The 17,781-nt window shown below is 74.3% G+C and carries 12 protein-coding genes; 7 read left to right on the forward strand and 5 right to left on the reverse strand.

Translation table 11 applies throughout. The features are described 5' to 3' along the window. Nucleotides 1-149 precede the first annotated feature (149 nt). Both PYR91_RS01715 and PYR91_RS01720 read right to left on the reverse strand, forming a co-directional pair. Complete coding sequence (locus PYR91_RS01715) at nt 150-1,643, reverse strand: DUF5691 domain-containing protein (protein WP_279777231.1); 1,494 nt, start codon at nt 1,641-1,643, stop codon at nt 150-152. Then, nucleotides 1,643-3,235, reverse strand: coding sequence for an SWIM zinc finger domain-containing protein (locus PYR91_RS01720; RefSeq protein WP_279777232.1), 1,593 nt, complete (start codon nt 3,233-3,235; stop codon nt 1,643-1,645). Before PYR91_RS01720 ends, PYR91_RS01715 begins: the two co-directional genes overlap by 1 nt. Nucleotides 3,236-3,426: 191 nt before the next feature. Here PYR91_RS01720 and PYR91_RS01725 point away from each other — a divergent pair, with 191 nt between their 5' ends. From PYR91_RS01725 to PYR91_RS01735, 3 genes are all read left to right on the forward strand, one after another. After that, nucleotides 3,427-3,792, forward strand: coding sequence for a VOC family protein (locus tag PYR91_RS01725; RefSeq protein WP_279777233.1), 366 nt, complete (start codon nt 3,427-3,429; stop codon nt 3,790-3,792). Between the two features lie 150 nt (nt 3,793-3,942). Beyond that, nucleotides 3,943-4,542, forward strand: coding sequence for a cupin domain-containing protein (locus PYR91_RS01730; RefSeq protein ID WP_347942842.1), 600 nt, complete (start codon nt 3,943-3,945; stop codon nt 4,540-4,542). A gap of 216 nt (nt 4,543-4,758) precedes the next feature. Then, a complete protein-coding gene (locus tag PYR91_RS01735; RefSeq protein ID WP_279777235.1) occupies nt 4,759-6,300 on the forward strand; it encodes an aldehyde dehydrogenase family protein in 1,542 nt (513 codons plus the stop codon). Between the two features lie 69 nt (nt 6,301-6,369). On the opposite strand, the gene PYR91_RS01740 is transcribed toward PYR91_RS01735, so the two are convergent. The 3 genes from PYR91_RS01740 to PYR91_RS01750 all read right to left on the reverse strand — a co-directional run bounded on the left by PYR91_RS01740 (nt 6,370) and on the right by PYR91_RS01750 (nt 11,770). Beyond that, a complete protein-coding gene (locus PYR91_RS01740; RefSeq protein ID WP_279777236.1) occupies nt 6,370-7,716 on the reverse strand; it encodes a PQQ-binding-like beta-propeller repeat protein in 1,347 nt (448 codons plus the stop codon). Between the two features lie 190 nt (nt 7,717-7,906). Next, entirely contained in the window at nt 7,907-11,062 is a 3,156-nt protein-coding gene (locus PYR91_RS01745) for an AAA family ATPase (RefSeq protein ID WP_279777237.1), read from the reverse strand. A 24-nt stretch (nt 11,063-11,086) separates the two neighbouring features. Continuing rightward, a complete protein-coding gene (locus PYR91_RS01750; RefSeq protein WP_279777238.1) occupies nt 11,087-11,770 on the reverse strand; it encodes a hypothetical protein in 684 nt (227 codons plus the stop codon). A 239-nt stretch (nt 11,771-12,009) separates the two neighbouring features. Here PYR91_RS01750 and PYR91_RS01755 point away from each other — a divergent pair, with 239 nt between their 5' ends. The 4 genes from PYR91_RS01755 (at nt 12,010) to PYR91_RS01770 (ending at nt 17,727) form a co-directional block, all read left to right on the forward strand. Then, a complete protein-coding gene (locus tag PYR91_RS01755) occupies nt 12,010-13,002 on the forward strand; it encodes a pirin family protein (RefSeq protein WP_279777239.1) in 993 nt (330 codons plus the stop codon). 117 nt (nt 13,003-13,119) lie between these two features. Further along, nucleotides 13,120-13,884 carry an SDR family NAD(P)-dependent oxidoreductase gene (locus PYR91_RS01760; RefSeq protein ID WP_279777240.1) on the forward strand — a complete coding sequence of 255 codons (765 nt, stop codon included), beginning with the start codon at nt 13,120-13,122 and terminating at the stop codon, nt 13,882-13,884. A 106-nt stretch (nt 13,885-13,990) separates the two neighbouring features. Beyond that, the gene (locus tag PYR91_RS01765) at nt 13,991-15,250 is read left to right on the forward strand and encodes a nucleotide sugar dehydrogenase (protein ID WP_279777241.1); all 1,260 of its coding nucleotides are present in this window, start codon (nt 13,991-13,993) and stop codon (nt 15,248-15,250) included. A gap of 122 nt (nt 15,251-15,372) precedes the next feature. Then, nucleotides 15,373-17,727, forward strand: a complete 2,355-nt coding sequence (locus PYR91_RS01770; protein WP_279777242.1) for a hypothetical protein — start codon at nt 15,373-15,375, stop codon at nt 17,725-17,727. The last annotated feature ends 54 nt before the right edge of the window (nt 17,728-17,781 follow it).

The following is a 17,781-nucleotide window of genomic DNA, read 5'->3' on the forward strand; positions in this document are numbered from 1 at the left end:
GGACGGTGGGGACGGCGCCCGGTCGCGCCGGGAGGCCGCCCGTTCTCGCCGGGAGGAGACACCGGGCCGGCGACCGGGCAGGAAGACCCAGCCGTCACCGCCCGCCGCCCGACGGCGGACCGGCCTACCGGGGATGGAGGTGAACCTTGTCATGTCGGCGGCTCGCTCTCGCGTCGGGTGTGGTGCGGATGATGGTCAGGAGTGGTGGCGGGCGGGACGCCCAGTTCGGTGAGCATGTCGAAGCGGAACCGGAGGGTGGCGGCGACCTCCTGCACGGGGGGCTCCGGGGACAGCCGGGCGGCGATCTCGTGCATGGCCGGGTCGGCGCGCTCGCTCGCCAGGCGCACCAGCTCGCCGAGGTTCCACGGCTGGCGGCCGACGGTGTCGAGGATCTTGGCGAGCACCGCCCGCGCCAGGGGCTCGCCCCAGGGCGCGGGGACGCCGCCCAGCATCATGATGAGCTGGCCGTCGACCGGCTGGTCGCGCACCAGCTCGGCGGCCTTGCCGGCCCGCTCGGCCGGGGGCAGGACGGCGAGCAGGTCGCTGAGCGGCTCAACGGCGAACAGCGCCCGCGCCCACGTGGGATCGTCCTGGAGCACGGCCGCCCGTTCCCAGCCGAGCCTGATCTCGCGCGCCCAGTCGCCGAGGTTCAGCGCGACGATCTGCTTGGCGGTGAGGCCGAGGTGCGTCGTCCAGAACCCGAGCGGGGTGTGCGCGACGACCTGCTGGAGCCACCAGCTGCGCTGCCCGGTGCCGGCCGGGGCGCGGGACCGGACGCCGTCACGCTCCATGGCGGCGTCGCAGGACTCCGGGGGCTCGGCCACGAGCCTGCCGCCGGCCAGGGACAGGCAACGGCCCGCCCGTTCGGCCATGCGCAGGCCGAGCCGCGACTCGGGCAGCCGGGTGAGAAGATCGGCGGCCTGGCTCCTGACCTCGCGCCTGCGGTCGTCGAGGGCCCCTTCGAGGAAGGGCTCGTCGGACATCGAAAGCCCGTCGGCCAGCGCGTGCACGAAAGCGGCGCGATCTTCGGGCGCCTCGGTCTCCCACCCCTGTATCAGCAGCTCTCGCGCCTTGGCGGGATAGGCCGCGCGTAGCCGCCGGAAGTAGGACAGCCGGTCGCCCCGGGTGCCGAACTCCCACAGGTGGAGCTCCCCGCTCCCCGGCCCTCCCCGCCGGCTCCCGGACTCCTCCTCCGCCGCCACGCCGGTTGGCATGTGGGCGGTGGCCTCCTCCTGGAGGTAGGACCAGGAGGGGTTGAGGGAGGCGAGCCAGCGGCCCCGGGCTCCGGCGAGGACGCCGATGGGGGCGCGCAGCGAGCGGTCTCTGGCGCCGTGGTCGAGCACCCGGGGGACGAGCTGGGGCGGCATGCGGAACCCGCGGCCCGCCGCGGCCTCCAGCCACTCGGGCAGCAGCCGGGGGTACTCACCGTCGAGGACGCGAGCCACGCGCTCGCCGGCGGCGCGCGGCACCAGCGGCTGCTCCTCGGGAAGCGCGGCGGCCAACGGCTCGCCCCTGTGGAGCCGTTGCCCCGCCCGCGCCGCCACCGCGTGGGCCGCCGCCTGCCCCAGCAGGCCGGGCACGGGACGCCGGTCGGTGCCGACCAGCGCCGCGGACACCAGCCGCTCCCATTCGTCGGCGGACATCACAGCACCACCACCCGGCCTTCCTCATCCCAGGTCGTCAGGGGCCGAAGCCCCCGCGGCGTCCACTCGGCCGCGACGGTCACCGGCAGCCCGCCGGACACCGCGAGCAGCCGCCAGGGCTCCTCGGCCGCCGGTCGCAGCGGCAGGCCCTCCACCACCGGCCCCTCACCCCCCGCACCTTCGGCGGGCACGTCACCCACCGCATCGGGCGTCTCCGCGGGAGCCGCCGCGACATCACGGGCCGGACCTGCCGCCGGGGTGATGGGCGGGAGTGGGGTGTCGGTGAGGAGCCAGGTGGTCTTGTTTCTGGCGGGGGTGACGGCGGTGAGCACCACGGGCCAGGAGTCGAGCCAGGGGTCGCCTTCCAGGGCGGCGGCGACCTCGGTGAGCGCCTGCCGCACGCCGCCGCCGGAGGGCGGGCCGGCCTGGGCGGTGGCGTGTCTGGTGGCGACGACGGCGCGCAGCGGGGACGAGCCGGGGTAGAACGCGAGGTCGGCGTCGATGGACGTGCCGGTGACGAGGGAGGCGTCCAACGCCTGCCCGGCGGGGGCGAAGGAGAGCACCAGGGCGACCCGGCCGGTCTCGCGCCCGCGCAGCCAGACCCGGCGGGACATCAGGCGGTCCTGCTCGTCGTCGCGCTTGCCCAGGACGTGCCAGTGGTCGCGCACGGTCTCGCCGGCGAGCACCTGCTCGCGGGTGATGGGGAAGCCGACCCTGGAGCGGATGGTGTCGCGCAGGGGGGCGGGAAGCTCGCCGGCGCGGCGGTGGCCTACGGCGAGCAGGTGGATCAGGCCGTACTCGCCCAGCAGGCGGGCCGGCCAGTCGTCCTCGGCCAGGACGCGGGGCAGGCGCGCGACCGCCGCCGCGACGCCCGGCGCCTGGGCGTCGACGAGCCGCCGCGCGAGCTCACCCCACTGGGCCGGCGCGTTCTGCCGGGCCCCCGCGAGGCCTTGGGCGATCTGGTCGGCAAGCCAGCGTTCGAGCTCGGCGAGGCCGGAGGTGACACGCTCGGCGCGCTGGACGGCGCGCCGAGCCGCCGCCGTGTCGCCCGGGCCCGCCGCGCCCGCCTGCGGAAGGCCGGCGTCGAGCCCGGCGGGGTGCTCCCCCGGCACGCCGGGAGCCCCGGGCACGGCCGCGCCCGGCGACCGGGTGTCGCCCTCTCGCGCGAGCGCGCCGGGGGCGGGCGGGGTGGAGCCGGTAGATGACGCGCCCGCTTGGGCGGACCGGGGGCCGGCGGACGTGGCCTCGGCCTTGGCGGCGCGGGCGCGCCGTTGGTCGAGCCACTCGCCCACCCAGGCGGGTGGATCGTCGGCGGAGGGAACGCCGTCGGCCGACCAGAGCAGCAGGAGGCCGAGCGCGTGTTTGCAGGGGAACTTGCGGCTGGGACAGGAGCACCGGTAGGCGGGGGCCGCGAGGTCGACACACGCGCGGTACGGCTTGGCGCCGCTACCGGCGCACTCCCCCCAGACGACGTCGGGCATGATGCCGACGCCCGACCACTTGGCCGGGGCGCAGACCCCCTTGGCTCCCTTCTGAGAGGAGGCGTCGGGGGCGAGCGCGAGAACCTGATCGCGACTCCAACGTTCGATCACGCACCGCACACTATCGACGACGTCCGACAAAAACGGGGCCTCGATCGGGCCACGCGACGGTCATCTCGGCGACGGACGGGAACCGGCCCGAGATGGGGAGAAACAGCAGGTAGAAGGCGGATTTGCCGTCATGATGGAGAAGCCGGGGGAAGAGCGGTGCCAGTCTTCTCCCGACGGGTAGAGGGGCCGCCATGGCACTCATATGGGAACAGATCGTCATCGACGCCGACGACGCGGTGGCGCTCGGGGAGTGGTGGAGCAAGGCGCTCGGCTGGGTGGTGGTCAACGACGCCGCAGAGGAGTACGAGATCCGGGCCGCGCCCGCCGTGCTGCCCGGCCTGCTCTTCACGCCCGTGCCCGAGGGCAAGCGGGTGAAGAACCGGCTCCACCTCGACTTCCGGCCCCAAGACCAGCGCGCCGAGGTCGACCGCCTGATCGCGCTCGGCGCCCGCCCCGCCGACGTGGGGCAGGGCGAGGAGTCCTGGGTGGTCCTGAGCGACCCGGAGGGCGACGAGTTCTGCGTGCTCGGCGAGCGCCGCCGGTCCCCCTCGGTCTGACCCGAGCCCCACCGCCTGATCCGAGCCCCGCTCGACGGGCGCGTCCTGCCGCGCGCGCTCGGCAGGACGCGTCACGGCGTCGCGTGGGCGACGAACGCCGGGCTCGCGGGGGTGGGTTGGGGGGTGGCGTAGCATCGGCGCGTGTTGTTGATGAGGCTGGACGCTTATCCGGATGGGCCTTCCGTCGTCGCGGACGACGAGGACGGCGCGGCGCTGCGGGCCGCCGCTGAGGCGTTCACGGGGCCGGAGGCCGTGGTCGCCGTGGACGGGGGACGGGTGAGGTTCCTGCGGCGCGACGTCACCGGGGCGTTCGTCGCGCTCGACGAGCGGCCGCCGGTCGCCGAGGCGCTCGGGCTGCTGCCCCACCCCGAAGGCGGGTGGTTCCGCGAGACCTGGCGCACGTCCGTCCCGCTCGCCCCCCAGGGGTACGACGGCACGCGGCAGAGCGCCACGGGCATCTACTTCCTGCTCCAGCCCGGGGAGCGGTCGGTCTGGCACGTGGTCCGCTCCGACGAGGTGTGGTTCTGGCACCGGGGCGGGCCGCTGACCCTCCTGCTCGGGGGCACGGGCGAGCGGCCCGGCGAGGAGCGCGTCGTGACGCTCGGGCCGGACGTCGAGGACGGCCAGGTGCCGCAGGCGCTGGTGCCGGCCGGCACCTGGCAGGCCGCGCACCCGGCGGGCGGCGAGGGCGTCCTGGTGAGCTGCGTCGTCTCCCCCGGCTTCGACTTCGCCGACTTCAGGGCGCTCTGACGACGGGCGCCCCGCCCCGGTGGGCCGCTTGATCCCGCTCCGAGCCGGCGGCGATCGGCCCCCGGAGCCGCGACGGCGCACGAGCTGCGGCGGCGGTCGGGCACCCGAGCCGAGGCGGCGATCGGAGTGCGGAGCCGTGGCGGCGGTCGGGCCGCGGATGGGTAAAACCCGGGGAGGCGGCAGAATGGCAAGCTCAGCCACACGAGGAGGACGGCGATGACCCGGCGGATCGTCTCCGTCGTCGGCGGCAAGCCCGCCGAGGACGCCAGCGCCACGACGTACACGTCGGTCGATCCGGCCAGGACCGCCGAGACCGTCGCCAAGGTCCTGCTCGCCGACGGCGCCACGTTCGCCTGGGCGTGCAGTGCGGCGGCCGCGGCCCAGCGCGAGTGGGCGCGGGTGCCCGCGCCGGTGCGGGGGCGGGTGATCGCCTCCATCGGCCGGCTGGTCGAGGCCAACGCCGAGGCCCTCGCCGCCCTGGTCACCCAGGAGATCGGCAAGCCGTACGCCGAGGCGCTGGGCGAGGTCAGGGAGATCGTCGACACCTGCGACTTCTTCCTCGGCGAGGGGCGGCGCCTGTACGGCCAGACGGTGCCGTCGGAGATGCCCGACAAGAGCCTGTTCACCTTCCGGGTGCCCGTGGGGGTGGCCGCCGTGGTCACCGCCGGCAACTTCCCGATGGCGGTGCCGAGCTGGTACCTCGTCCCGGCCCTGCTGTGCGGGAACGCCGTGGTGTGGAAGCCGGCCGAGTACGCATCGGCCTCGGCGCACGCGCTGTACCGCCTGTTCGCCGCCGCCGGGCTGCCCGACGGCGTGCTGAACGTGGTCTTCGCCGACGGCCCCACGACGTTCGCCGGCCTGGAGGCCGCGCTGACCGAGGGCAACGTGCACAAGGTGGGCTTCACCGGGTCGACCGAGGTGGGGCGCCGCATCGGCGAGCTGTGCGGGCGCCACCTCCAGTCGCCGTGCCTGGAGCTGGGCGGCAAGAACCCGATGGTGATCATGCCGGACGCCGACCTCGCGCTGGCCGTGGAGGGCGCGCTGTTCTCCGGGTTCGGCACGGCGGGGCAGCGCTGCACGTCGCTGGGCACCGTCCTGGTGCACCGCTCCGTGCACGCCGAGTTCCTCGACCGCTACGCCCGGGCCGTCCAGGAGGCCGTGGTCGGCGACCCCAGGGGCGAGGTGCTGTACGGCCCGATGCTCGACCAGCGGTTCGCCGAGCGTTTCGAGGAGCACCTCGGCTGGATCGAGCCGCACCACACGGTGGTGACCGGCCCGACCGGCCGCATCACCGCCGAGAACCCGCGCGGCGGCTTCGACGGGGCGGGCGGCCTGTACTACCACCCCGTGGTGGTCGACGGCGTGCGCCCGGGCGACCGCCTCTTCCTGGAGGAGACGTTCGGCCCCATCGTGGGCGTCAGGACGTTCGGCAGCCTGGACGAGGCGATCGAGCTGGCCAACCGACCCGGCTACGGGTTGTCGTCGTCGATCTACACCACCGACCCGGAGGCCGCGTTCCGCTTCCGGTCGGGCGTCGGCGCGGGAATGGTCAGCGTGAACAACTCCACCTCCGGCGCCGAGGCCCACCTGCCCTTCGGGGGCAACGGCCGGTCGGGCAACGGCAGCCGCCAGTCGGGCATGTGGGTGCTCGACCAGTTCACCCGCTGGCAGGCCATGAACTGGGACTACTCCGGCCGGCTGCAGAAGGCGCAGATGGACGTCGCCGAGATCGTCCCCGACCTGGAGTTCCGCCTCTGAGGGCGACCGGCCGCCCAGGCCGGCCGACCAGGCCGGCCCCCGGGCTCGCGGCGGGCGCGGCAGGGCCGGTCAGTTCACGCGGTGGACGGAGTAGCGGGGCGCTTCCGAGTACCGCTCCTTGAAGATCGCGTAGCGATCGGAGAGCGCGATGGGCTGGCCGGGAAGGTCGTCGGCGAGCGTGTTGGCCGAGCGGTCCACCTCGTAGCCGCGGTCGCCGCGGTCGTCCAGGAAGACGTGGCCCTTCCAGACGGCCGCGAGGGTGGAGTCGGGTATCTCCCGCCTGGCCACCTTGACCTCGCGGTCGCCGAGCCCGACGGTGATCAGCCGGTGCTGCGTCAGGTCGTTGAACTCACAGGCGATCAGGCTCTCGCCGTCGGTCTGGCAGTCGGTGACGAACTCGGGCAGGCGGGCGATCTCGCGGCCGGTGCCGGCTTCGAGGAGCAGGGGCGGCCCCAGGCGGCCGTCCTCTACCTCTCTGACCAGGGACGTCCGCCCGGCGGCCAGCATCGGGAGCGAGGCGGGCAGGCGGTCCGACAGGTCCCACCGGGTGCGGCCCGTCGCCGCGTCCAGGGCGGTGACGGTCCCGCTGCTCACGTCGAGCGTCGAGCGTCCCGGGCCGTCGGCCACGCGGCCGAGCACGATGCCGCCCGCCATCAGCGCCGGCTGCACGCCGTGCCGGGTCCACAGCCGCCGCCCGGTCACCGCGTCGAAGGCGACCAGGCGCGTGTCGCCGAACCTGGTGTTCATGGTGGGCGCGACGGTGGCCAGGGCGATCCGGCCGTCGCCCGCGGCCAGCGCCCCGGTCAGCCGGCCGGCGACCTTCGCGGCCCTGCCGGTGCGGGCGGGGGTGAGCGGGAGCTTCCAGCGGACGCGGCCGTCCCGGCCGGACAGCAGCGCCACGCCGGTCTCGTCGGAGGGGCCGGAGCCCGCGGGGCAGAGCCCCGCCGGATGCCGGCAGGCGGTCAGGTAGTAGTCGGCGAGGATCCCCCAGTCGCCGCCGTCCCCCACGATCTGCGGCGTCTGCGGGTGGCCGTAGGCCATCGCCCGCCAGACCGCGCCCCCGCCGCCGCGCAGGCGGCCGTACTCCTCGACCGACCAGCGCACCCTTCCGGTGGCCGCGTCGGCCACGACCAGCCGGGTCGCCTTGCCCTCACCGGCGTTGCCGACGAGGACCGCGGACTCGCCGCGCAGCGCGGCGCCGCCGACGACCTTGAGCGCGCCCCTCGCGCCCTGGTTCCACAGCGGGTCGCGGTCGACCGCGAGGGGGCGCAGCGCGGGCGCGTCGTCGATCACCCGGCCGAGGTGCGGCCGCTGCGCCGCCGTCGGCGTGCCGGTGGCGCCCGGCACCGGCGCCCCGGTGCACGCGGCCACCGTCAAGGTTGCGCCGGCCAGCACGGCGGCACGTCGAACCGTCATCCCGCGTCTCCCGCTCGTCCCCGTCCGCCGTCGCCGCGCCTCCGGGCGCGGGAGGCGGGTCGATCACTCCCTGCGCTGGACCCTATGGGCAAGCGCCACCCCGCCGAGCTCGTTTCGGCGGGACGGGCGGCGGTGACGGCGGCGAAGGACGGGCGGAGCGGGTGACGGCCGGGTCACGGGGCCGCGGGGGTCAGCCTCCGTCTCGGGGGTCGCGGTCGTCGTAGCCGAGGAGGCGCATCGCCGTCTCGGGGTCCATGGCGGCGGCGAACAGCTGCGCCCGTTCGAAGGCGCGCTCGCGCGACTCCTCGGCCTTGGCACGCGCGGCCTGCTGTGCCCGGATCATCAGCACCGCGACGGCGCCGCCGACCACGAGCAGGACGGCGACGACGAGCAGCGCGATGATCGCGCCGGTCGGCCCGGACCCGGCCGGCTCGCTCCCGGAGGGCCCGCCGCCGACGGCGGCCAGCATGACGACCACCAGCCCCAGCAGCGCCGCGGCGGCCGCGAGCGCGATCCACACGGGACGGATCGACCGCCGCGGCCCCGAGCCCGCCCTCCCGTACGCGGGCGGCACGGTTCCCGGCTCCCCGGGCGCGGGCTCGTAGCCACCCTGATGCGGCACGTAGGCTTCCGGCCGCGGCACCTGGGGCGGCACGGACGGCAGGGGCGCCGTCTCCCTTCCCGTGGCGGGTTCGGCGCTCCAGGGGATGAAGTCGGGCGAGCCGTTCCCGTTCGGGGACGCCGGCAGGTCCGGCGCGGCGACCGGGCCGCCCGGCTGAGGCGCGACCGGCCCCCCGCCGTTGGGTGGGGACGCGGCCGGAAGGTCCGGCGCGGGCGACCCCGACGGCTCCGAGGGCTCCGGCGGCGGGACCGGGCCCGCGCCGTGGGGGACGACGTGGCCGGCGACGACCGGGACGGCGACCTGGGCGGCCGGGCGGGGCAGTGGGGCGGTGACGTGACTGTGGGTGCGGTGGGCGTCGGCGGCGACCTCGTGGTAGGCCTCCAACCGGTCGTGGAACCCGTCCGCGCCGTAGGCGGAACCGTCGACGAGCGGCCCCCGCGTCCCTTCGATCACCGCGATGACGTCGTCGCCGTTGAGCGTCTTGTGCCGCTCCAGGGCGTGCGCGACGCACAGCACCTCGCGCCGGTTCTCGCGCAGCAGTTCCTCGGTCTTCTTCAGCAGCCGCGACAGGTTGTACTCGATGCGCTCGGCCAGCATGTCGGGCGTGAGGTGGTCGCGTGCGGGCCCGGGCTCCTGGGTGTAGCCGGTGCCGCCGACGCCGCGCGGGCGCGGGGCCGCCTTGCCGTCGCGGATGCCGAGCTGCTGGAGCGCGGGCAGCGAGGCCAGGCCGGTGCCCATGCCCCAGTACGCCTCCATGAGGCCGGTGACCATGGTGGCGCTCTCGAGGTCGCCGGAGACGCCCGAGGAGTTGTCCTGGCCGAAGAACATGCGCTCCCCCGCCAGGGAGGCCAGCGACACCATGATGTCGGCCTCGTACTCGCTGCGCCAGCGGGTGAACTGGTCCTCGGGCTTGATGCTGGAGACCATGCCGAGGTAGTCGGCGCCCTTCTCGATCGTGGCGATGTCGATCTCCAGGTGCTGACGCGTGCGGTAGGCGACGACGGCGTGGCACGCCTCGTGCACGGCCACCGCGTGGCGCTCGCGCTCGATGTACTCGACGTCCTCGGGCGGGCCGAGCTGCTTGAGCCGCTTGGCGGTCATGACGTCCGCCCAGGTGATGACCTCGCGCCCGTCGCGGATCGCGGTGATGAGGGACTCGTTGACCAGGTCCTTGATCGTGGCGCCGGTGGCGTACGGGGTGATGGTGGCCAGCTTGTCGAGGTGGGCGGCGGTGAGCTGGTGGCGCACCTTGTCGAAGTACCCCTCGTAGGTGCGCACCCGGCCGGCCTTGGAGGGGTAGCCGACCTTGTAGATGCGGTCGATGCGGCCGGGCCGCAGCAGGGCCTCGTCGAGCGAGTTGGGCATGTTGGTCGCCATCATGACGAGGATGCGGTACTTCGGCGGCGGCTTGGGGCGCATGCCGAACAGCCTGCGGACGTAGCGGTTGAGGATGCCGCGCGGCTTCTTCAGCCCGGACAGCTCGGTGAGCAGCGCCTGGAGGGTGCCCTGGTCGCCGGAGCCGCCCATGCCCATGCCGCCCATGACGACGCGGTCGCGCACGGCGCCGGGCGTCTCGGCGCGCGACGGGCCGAGTGCCTGCCGGGTGAGGACGGCCCGGGTGTCGCCGGACAGGTAGTCGAAGCCGTGGCAGCCCGTGTGGAACGGGCCGCCCACCCGGGGCGCCCCGGGCCCGGTGGGGAAGGCGGCGGAGTGGCCGGTGGAGTGGCCGCCCCCGGGCGGCCCCTGCTGGGCGAGGGCGCCTCGGCGGCCCAGGGAGTCGGCCTCGTCGAAGAAGACGATGACGCCGCCGTACCGCAGCGCGAGCTTGCGCAACTTGCGGAACAGCGACTTCACCTTCAGGATGCCGATGCCCATGAACATGTTGACGAACGCGCCGGGGTCGACGAAGACGTACGGCCGGCCGGTCTCGCCCGCGACGGCCTCGGCCATCAGGGTCTTGCCCGTCCCCGGCGGGCCCCACAGGAGCAGGCCGCTGGGCACGTAGCCGCCCTTGGCCTCGATCTCGTCGGGCTTCTCCAGGAAGACGATGTTCTCCTTCACCCGCTCGACGACGTGGTCCTGTCCCCACACGTCGGCGAAGCGGGTCTTGATGTCGTCGGGGTAGTAGGTCTCGATCCCGCCCCTGGACATGAACCAGAAGAGTCCGACGAACTGGACGATGACGAAGAAGAACGCGAACGCGAGCTGGAGCCCGTACGGCAGGACCCGCCAGAGCAGGGCGGGCGCCTGGAAGAGGGCCAGCAGCGGGGAGACGTCCAGGATCTGGCCGAGCACGAGGGCGAGCAGCCCGATCCAGAACAGCCACTTCAGCACCCTGGCGATGCGGTAGCGGTTCCAGTCGCTGAAGCGGCGGCGGCTCCAGCGTTCGAAGCCGCCGAAGACCGTGCCCGTCCAGAACCGGTGGTAGCCGGCGGAGCGTTCGCTGACCACGAAGTGGAGCTGGCGCACCGCCTCCACGCCGATCAGCACGAGGATGAGCTGCCCGGCGCCCTCCACGGCGGTGACGAGCAGGGCGTCGCCGAACGGCATGATGCCCTCGAAGCTCGACATCTGATGCCAGACCAGCACGAGGAACGCGACGGTGAGCCCGATCAGGAACTTGACGCGGTCCCACATGGGCATGGTGCGCCTGCCGGGAGAGCTCGGCCCGGAGTCGGGGGCGCGCAGGCCCGTGGGACGCTCAGGTGCGGGGTGTCGTGTCATCGGGACTCCTCACCGGGTCACCGGTCATCCAGGCAGCCGCTTGACCTTGAACGACTGCGTGATGCCGCCGATCTGTTCCGCCCGGCCCCGGTAGGAGGCGGCCGGGCAGCGGATGAGCAGGACGGACACGCGCGTGCCGTCCGCGGCGAGGTAGGCGGTCTGGTCGAAGGTCTGCACCGGGCCTCCGAGGACCTTGAAGTTGTACACCACGTGGACGCCCCGCACGCCGTCCTCCGGGGGGAGCACCTCGTCGCTGAGGAGTTCGAACTTCTTGAAGGGGTAGCCGGGGGTCTGCTCCATGCGTTCACGCAGGTCGTCCTCGACGACGACCGGCAGCATGGCGGCGTTGCGCAGGGCGTCCAGGGACGCGGCGTCGCGCTGGTCCTCGGTCAGCTCGGACACCATGGCGAAGGCGAACGGCTCGCCGGAGCCGCCGGGGTCGAGCAGGTGGCCGGCCGACGGGGTGCGGTCGCCGTCGTAACCGACGGTCCAGGAGAGCTGTTTTCGCGACTGGGCCGTGGCCGAGGTCAGGTCGCCGAACAGCTCGCGGTCCAGCGCCTTCTGGTCGACCTTGCGCCAGGAGGCCGGGATCTTGAAGTAGCTCTGCCCGTCGCCGCCCATGACATAGGTGAACTCCGCACCGCCACAACCGGCCGCCCCGGCTGCGATGACGGCCGCGGCCGCCAACGCGATCAGCCGTGGCCCCACCCGCGACGCATCCACAGGGGCCTTACCTCCGCCTTGCGGGTCAACATGGTTGTTGTGCCCTCTTTTCCGGCAGGCGCCGCGCCCGGAGCGCTGAGAAGTCTTGACCAAATCTTGGCGGAAAGTTGGCTCCAGTTGTGACCTCGCGCGTCGGCGCCGTCCAGGAATAGTTGAAGTATCAACTTCTGTTGTGCGGAGTATCATCGTCCCGCGGCGTGAGCCGCGCCGATAAGGAGGCACCCATGCCGGCCGTGACCGCTGACACCCTCACCCTGCCCCGCCTTCCCCGCCTGCCCGAGGCCACGACGGCCTGGCGGCCGGTGGCCCGCGTGATCACCGCGCAGCGGCACCTGGAAGGCGAGGGCTTCGCCGTCCGCCGGCCGTTCCCGGGCGTCGACCTGTCGCTGGCCGACCCCTTCCTGCTGCTCGACCACATGGGCGCGGTGGAGTACGCCCCCGGCGAGGCCATGGGCACGCCCTGGCACCCGCACCGCGGCTTCGAGACGGTGACCTACATCATCGACGGCGCCTTCCAGCACCGCGACACCACCGGCGGCGGCGGCCTCATCGCCGACGGCGACACCCAGTGGATGACCGCCGGCAGCGGGCTGCAGCACATCGAGCAGCCGCCGCCGGAGCTGGTGGCCTCGGGCGGCATGTTCCACGGCGTGCAGCTCTGGGTGAACCTGCCGCGCGCGCAGAAGTGGGTCGCCCCGCGCTACCAGGACATCGGCCGCGGCGACGTGAAGCTGCTCTCCAGCGACGACGGCGCCTCGCTGGTGCGGGTGATCGCCGGTTCGCTCGCCGGACACGAGGGGCCGGGCGTCACCTACACGCCCATCACCTACCTGCACGCCACCGTCGCCCCCGGCGCGCGCCTCGACCTGCCCTGGCCGGTCGGCTTCAACGCGCTGGTGTACGTCCTGGCCGGGCAGGGCACCGCCGGCCCGTCGGCCAGCCCGCTCGGCGAGGGGCAGCTCGCCGCCTTCGGCCCCCGCGGCGACGCGCTCACCGTGCGCGCCGCGGACTCCCAGCCGGCGGCGGGCGCGCGCGGATGGGAGATCCTCGTGCTCGGCGGCCTGCCCATCCGCGAGCCGATCGCCAGGTACGGCCCCTTCGTCATGAACACCCGTGACGAGATCGTCCAGGCCTTCGAGGACTTCCAGGCCGGGCGCATGGGCGTCGTGCCCGCCGAGCGGGTGCCGCACCGCTCCAGCAGGGACGAGACGCTCTGAGCCTGGCGCGGCGAGAGCCGCGTCGCGCAGGGACGGGGTCCCGTTCTGTGCCCCGGCGGCGGGGCCGCACGGCCGAGTCTCCACGGCCCGGGGCCCGAAGCTCGCTAGTCTGCCCGCATGCCCACCGCACTCATCACCGGGGCGACCGCCGGCATCGGCGCCGCCTTCGCCCGCAAGCTGGCCGCCGACGGCTTCTCCCTCGTGCTGGTCGCCCGTGAGGAGAGACGCCTCGCCGCCGCGGCCGACGCCCTGCGCCGCGGGTACGGCGTGGACGTCGAGACGCTCGCCGCCGACCTGACGTCCGAGAAGGAACTCGCCACGGTGGAGGACCGCCTGCACGCCGGCGTCGACCTGCTGGTCAACAACGCCGGCTTCGGCCACCGGCACGCCGCGTTGCAGATGCCGGTGGCCGACCAGGTCGCCATGCTGCGGCTGCACTGCGAGGCGGTCGCGCGCCTGACCATGGCCGCCCTGCCCGGCATCCGGGCCCGCGGACGCGGCGGGGTGGTCAACGTGGCGTCGGTGGCCGCGTACTTCCCCTACGGCCCCTACAGCGCGTCCAAGGCCTGGGTGGTGAACTTCAGCGAGGCGCTGGCGGTCCAGATCCCCGAGCGCCGCGTCCACGTCATGGCTCTGTGCCCGGGGTTCGTGCGCACCGAGTTCCACCGGCGGGCGTCCATCGACACCGGGGCCATCCCCGGCTTCCTGTGGCTGTCGGCCGACCGCGTGGCCGCCGCGGCCATGCGCGACTTCGCGCGCGGCCTGCCGGTCAGCGTGCCCGACGTCCGCTACAAAGCCATCGCCGGGGTCGCCAAGTACGTCCCGCGCGGCGTCGTGCGCGCCGTCGCCGGCATGCTCGGCCGCGTCGGCCCGAACGGCTGAGCCCCCCGACCTGGGCGAACGGCGACACGCGCGCCCGGCGCCGAATGATCGTGATGTCGCCTCCCGCCCCCTACAGTCGGGCACGTCCGCAAGGTAGGGGGATGACATGGGCGAAAGACTCGTGGTGGTCGGGCAGGGCTACGTCGGCCTGCCCCTGGCCGTGAGCGCGGTCGAGGCCGGGTTCGACGTCGTGGGGATCGACGTCGACGAATGGCGGGTCAAACGGCTCAACGCCGCCGAGTCCTACATCGAGGACGTCGACGACCGGACGCTGGAGGACACGCGCGCGTCCGGCCGCTACCGCGCCAGCACGTGCTACGCCCAGGCCGAGCGTTTCGACTTCTGCGTCATCACCGTGCCGACGCCGCTGCGCGACGGGGTTCCCGACCTCACCCACGTCACCGACGCCGGGCGCCGCATCGCGCCGCTGCTGCGGCCCGGCGCGCTGGTCGTCCTGGAGTCGACGACCTACCCCGGCACCACCGAGGAGCACCTGCGCGGCCTGCTGGAGGAGGGCTCCGGCCTGCGCGCCTGCGAGGACTTCCTGCTCGGCTACAGCCCCGAGCGCATCGACCCGGGCAACGGGCGCTGGCACCTGGAGAACACCCCCAAGGTCGTCTCCGGCGTCGACCCCGCGTCGCTGCGCGCGGTCCGGGCCTTCTACGAGCGCATCGTCCACCAGACGGTGGCGGTGTCCTCCCCGCGTGTCGCCGAGCTGTGCAAGCTGCTGGAGAACACCTTCAGGCACGTGAACATCGCCCTGGTGAACGAGCTGTCGGTCTTCGCGCACCAGCTCGGCATCGACGTGTGGGAGGCGATCGACGCGGCCTCCACCAAACCGTTCGGCTACATGCGCTTCACCCCGGGGCCGGGCGTGGGCGGGCACTGCCTGCCGGTCGACCCGTCGTACCTGTCGTGGAAGGTGAAGCGCAGCCTGGGGCACAACTTCCGGTTCGTCGAGCTGGCCAACGACATCAACGCCCAGATGCCCGCGCACGTGGTGCACCGCCTCACGCTCGCGCTGAACCGCCTGGGCAAGCCGGTGTCCCAGAGCCGCGTCCTGCTGCTCGGGCTGGCCTACAAGAAGAACACCGGCGACATCCGGGAGTCGCCCGCGATCGAGGTGACGCGGGCGCTGAGCAGGCTCGGGGCCGACCTGCGGGTCGCCGACCCGCACGTGGAGTCCCACCCGCTGCCCGCGGGCGTCATGATGGTGGAGCCGACGGCCTGGGAGCTGGCGCAGGCCGACGCCGTGGTGATCCTCACCGACCACGACCGGTTCGACTACGAGCTGGTCCAGCGGGCCAGCGGCTTCGTCTTCGACACCCGCAACCGCTGCCGGGGCCCCAACGTCGAGCGGCTGTGACGCGGCACGGGCCGCGACGCCCGGACGGCTCCCCCTCGGGCCGGGCAAGGACGGGCAAGGAGATCACCGGGAGCGGCGGCCGCGCGAGGCCGTGCCGGTGATCTCGCCGGAAGAATCCGGCCATGGCCCACACACAGCCCTCCAGCACCTCGCCGACCGTGACCGGACCGGCGGGCACGGCCGCGGCCGCGGGCGCGAGCGCGCCACCGGGCCCGCCGCGGGCGCGCCGGCCATGGCGGTCGGGATGGACGCCCGCCGTGCTGGCCGCCGCCGTCACCGCGGCCGTCCTGCACCACTACGGCGTCCCGGTACGCGACCTGGCCCTCTTCGGCGCCTACCTCGCGCTCTGCGTGGCGCTGCCGGGCATGCTGCTGGTGCGCGCCCTGTATCCGGGGCGGGTCACCACCGCCGAGCAGGCGGCGTTCGGCCTGGCCCTCGGCTACGCCGTCGAGGTGCTCGTCTACATCCCCGCCCGGGCGCTCGGGGCCCCGCTGCTCGTGCTGGCCTGGCCGGTCACCGCCTACGCCGCCCTGCTGTTCGTGCCCCCGCTGCGGCGCCGCTGGAGCTCCCGGCGTGCCGAGGCCGCCCCGCTCTGGGTGTCCTGGGTCCTGGCGCTGGCGCACATCGGCGTGACCGCCTGGGGCGCGCTGCGGTTCTTCCGCATGAACGCGCTGACGTGGCCGGCGATGGGCGCCAACGACTACGACCTGCCTTTCCACCTGACGCTGATCGGCGAGCTGAAGCACCACGTGCTCCCGGTGATGCCGCACGTGGCCGGGGAGCCGCTGTACTACCACTGGTTCGTCTACGCCCACTTCGCGGCGTCGAGCTGGATCACCGGCATCGAGCCCGCGACGCTGCTGTTCCGGCTCACCGTGCCGCCGATGCTCGCCGCCCTCCTGGTGCTGGTGGCGATGACCGGCCGGCGGGTCAGCGGCTCGTGGGCCGGAACGCCGGCCGTGCTGGCGGGCACGATGCTCGTGGGCGCCCCGAGCATGTACCTGGGGCACAACGACGTGCTCGCCTGGGGCGGCCTGCAGGACGCCGCCTGGGTGAGCCCGACCCAGACCTTCGGCGCGCTGCTGTTCGCCCCCCTGGTCGTGCTGGTGCTGGAGCTGTTCGAGCCCGAACGGCCCGGCCTCGGCCGGTGGCTGCTCATCGCGGTGTTCCTGGTGACGATCATCGGGGCCAAGGCGACGTACCTGCCGCTGCTGGCGGCCGGGCTGACGGCGGTGGCCGTGGCCGGGGGCCTGCGCCGGCGGCCGTCCCCACGGGTGCTGGGCCTGCTGGCGGCCACCCTGGCGTGCCTCGCGTTCGCCCAGGTGGTGCTGTTCGGCCGCGTGCGGCAGGGCATGTCGGTCGCTCCCCTGGCGTTCATGCGCGAGAGCTGGGCGGAGCTGAGCGGCATGGAGCCGCTGGCCGGCATCGGGCGGCAGTTCTCACCGCCGCCGGGGTCCCTGCTCGGCGTCACGCTGGTGTTCCTGCTGTGCTGGGCAGTCACCTGGTGCGGCGTGCTGGGCCTGCTGGCCCGCCGCGGCCTGATCACCGGCCCCGTCCCGGTGTTCGTGCTCGGCATGGGCGCGGCGGCGCACGGAGCCGTGCTGCTGCTCGGCCACCCCGGGTACAGCCAGTTCTTCTTCCTGTTCGCCGCCTACCCCTACCTGGTGGTGCTGACCGTCCACGGCACCCTGGTGCTCGCGCGGCGCGCGCGGCTGCCGCTCCACTGGGTGGTCGCCGCGGTCTGCGCCGGCCTGCTCGCCGCCTACCTGGTGCCGGTGCTCGGCGCGGTGACGACGCCCCTCGCGCCCGGCCGGTCCGACCTGCTGCTGTACCGGCCGTACGCGGTACTGGTGGCGGTCACCGCCCTGGCGGGCGGCGTCCTGGCCGCGCGGGCCGGACGGCTGAGGGCGTGCGCGCTGGTCGTCATCGCGCTGGGCGCGGTCGCGCTTCCGGCGTGCGCGCACGCGCACGTCATCTCGGCCATCGGCAAGGCCGCGCAGCGGGGCGTCGGCGGCGTGGCCCCGGAGGCCGACGCCCGGCCCGTCCCCGAGGGCACCCTCACCGCCGCGCGGTGGCTGCGCGCGCACTCCGGCCCCGACGAGCTGGTGGCGACGAACACGCACTGCCGCTGGGGCGAGGAGGACCCCTGCGACACCCAGCAGGTCTGGGTGAGCGCGCTCACCGAGCGGCGCGTCCTGGTGGAGGGATGGGCCTACACCGCGCGGAACCTGGACCGGTGGCGGCCGGGCGTGCGGATCAACCGCCTACCCTTCTGGGACGCCGATCGGCTCCGCGCGAACGACGCCGCGTTCCAGGCGCCGTCGGCCGGGACGGTCGGGCTGCTGCGCGACCGGTACGGGGTGCGCTGGCTGCTCGCCGACGAACGGCGCGCGCCCCACCCGGAACTCGCCCGCTTCGCGACGCTGCGGCTCCGCACCGGCGACTACGCGGTCTACCGCATCGGCGGACCGGGATAAAGGGCCGGTAAGAAGATCGTCGCGAGCGGGCGTCCGCACGGGGCGGCGTGCCCG

This window comes from Sphaerisporangium sp. TRM90804 (assembly GCF_029846175.1).
Classification (GTDB): Bacteria; Actinomycetota; Actinomycetes; order Streptosporangiales; family Streptosporangiaceae; genus Sphaerisporangium.

Bases quoted from the DNA above. Each gene is read 5' to 3' on its own strand.
- PYR91_RS01725 (WP_279777233.1), top strand. From the start codon at position 3,427: ATGGCACTCATATGGGAACAGATCGTCATCGACGCCGACGACGCGGTG.
- PYR91_RS01770 (WP_279777242.1), top strand. From the start codon at position 15,373: ATGGCCCACACACAGCCCTCCAGCACCTCGCCGACCGTGACCGGACCG.
- PYR91_RS01735 (WP_279777235.1), top strand. From the start codon at position 4,759: ATGACCCGGCGGATCGTCTCCGTCGTCGGCGGCAAGCCCGCCGAGGAC.
- PYR91_RS01730 (WP_347942842.1), top strand. From the start codon at position 3,943: ATGAGGCTGGACGCTTATCCGGATGGGCCTTCCGTCGTCGCGGACGAC.
- PYR91_RS01760 (WP_279777240.1), top strand. From the start codon at position 13,120: ATGCCCACCGCACTCATCACCGGGGCGACCGCCGGCATCGGCGCCGCC.
- PYR91_RS01715 (WP_279777231.1), bottom strand. From the start codon at position 1,643: ATGTCCGCCGACGAATGGGAGCGGCTGGTGTCCGCGGCGCTGGTCGGC.
- PYR91_RS01755 (WP_279777239.1), top strand. From the start codon at position 12,010: ATGCCGGCCGTGACCGCTGACACCCTCACCCTGCCCCGCCTTCCCCGC.
- PYR91_RS01740 (WP_279777236.1), bottom strand. From the start codon at position 7,716: ATGACGGTTCGACGTGCCGCCGTGCTGGCCGGCGCAACCTTGACGGTG.
- PYR91_RS01745 (WP_279777237.1), bottom strand. From the start codon at position 11,062: ATGACACGACACCCCGCACCTGAGCGTCCCACGGGCCTGCGCGCCCCC.
- PYR91_RS01765 (WP_279777241.1), top strand. From the start codon at position 13,991: ATGGGCGAAAGACTCGTGGTGGTCGGGCAGGGCTACGTCGGCCTGCCC.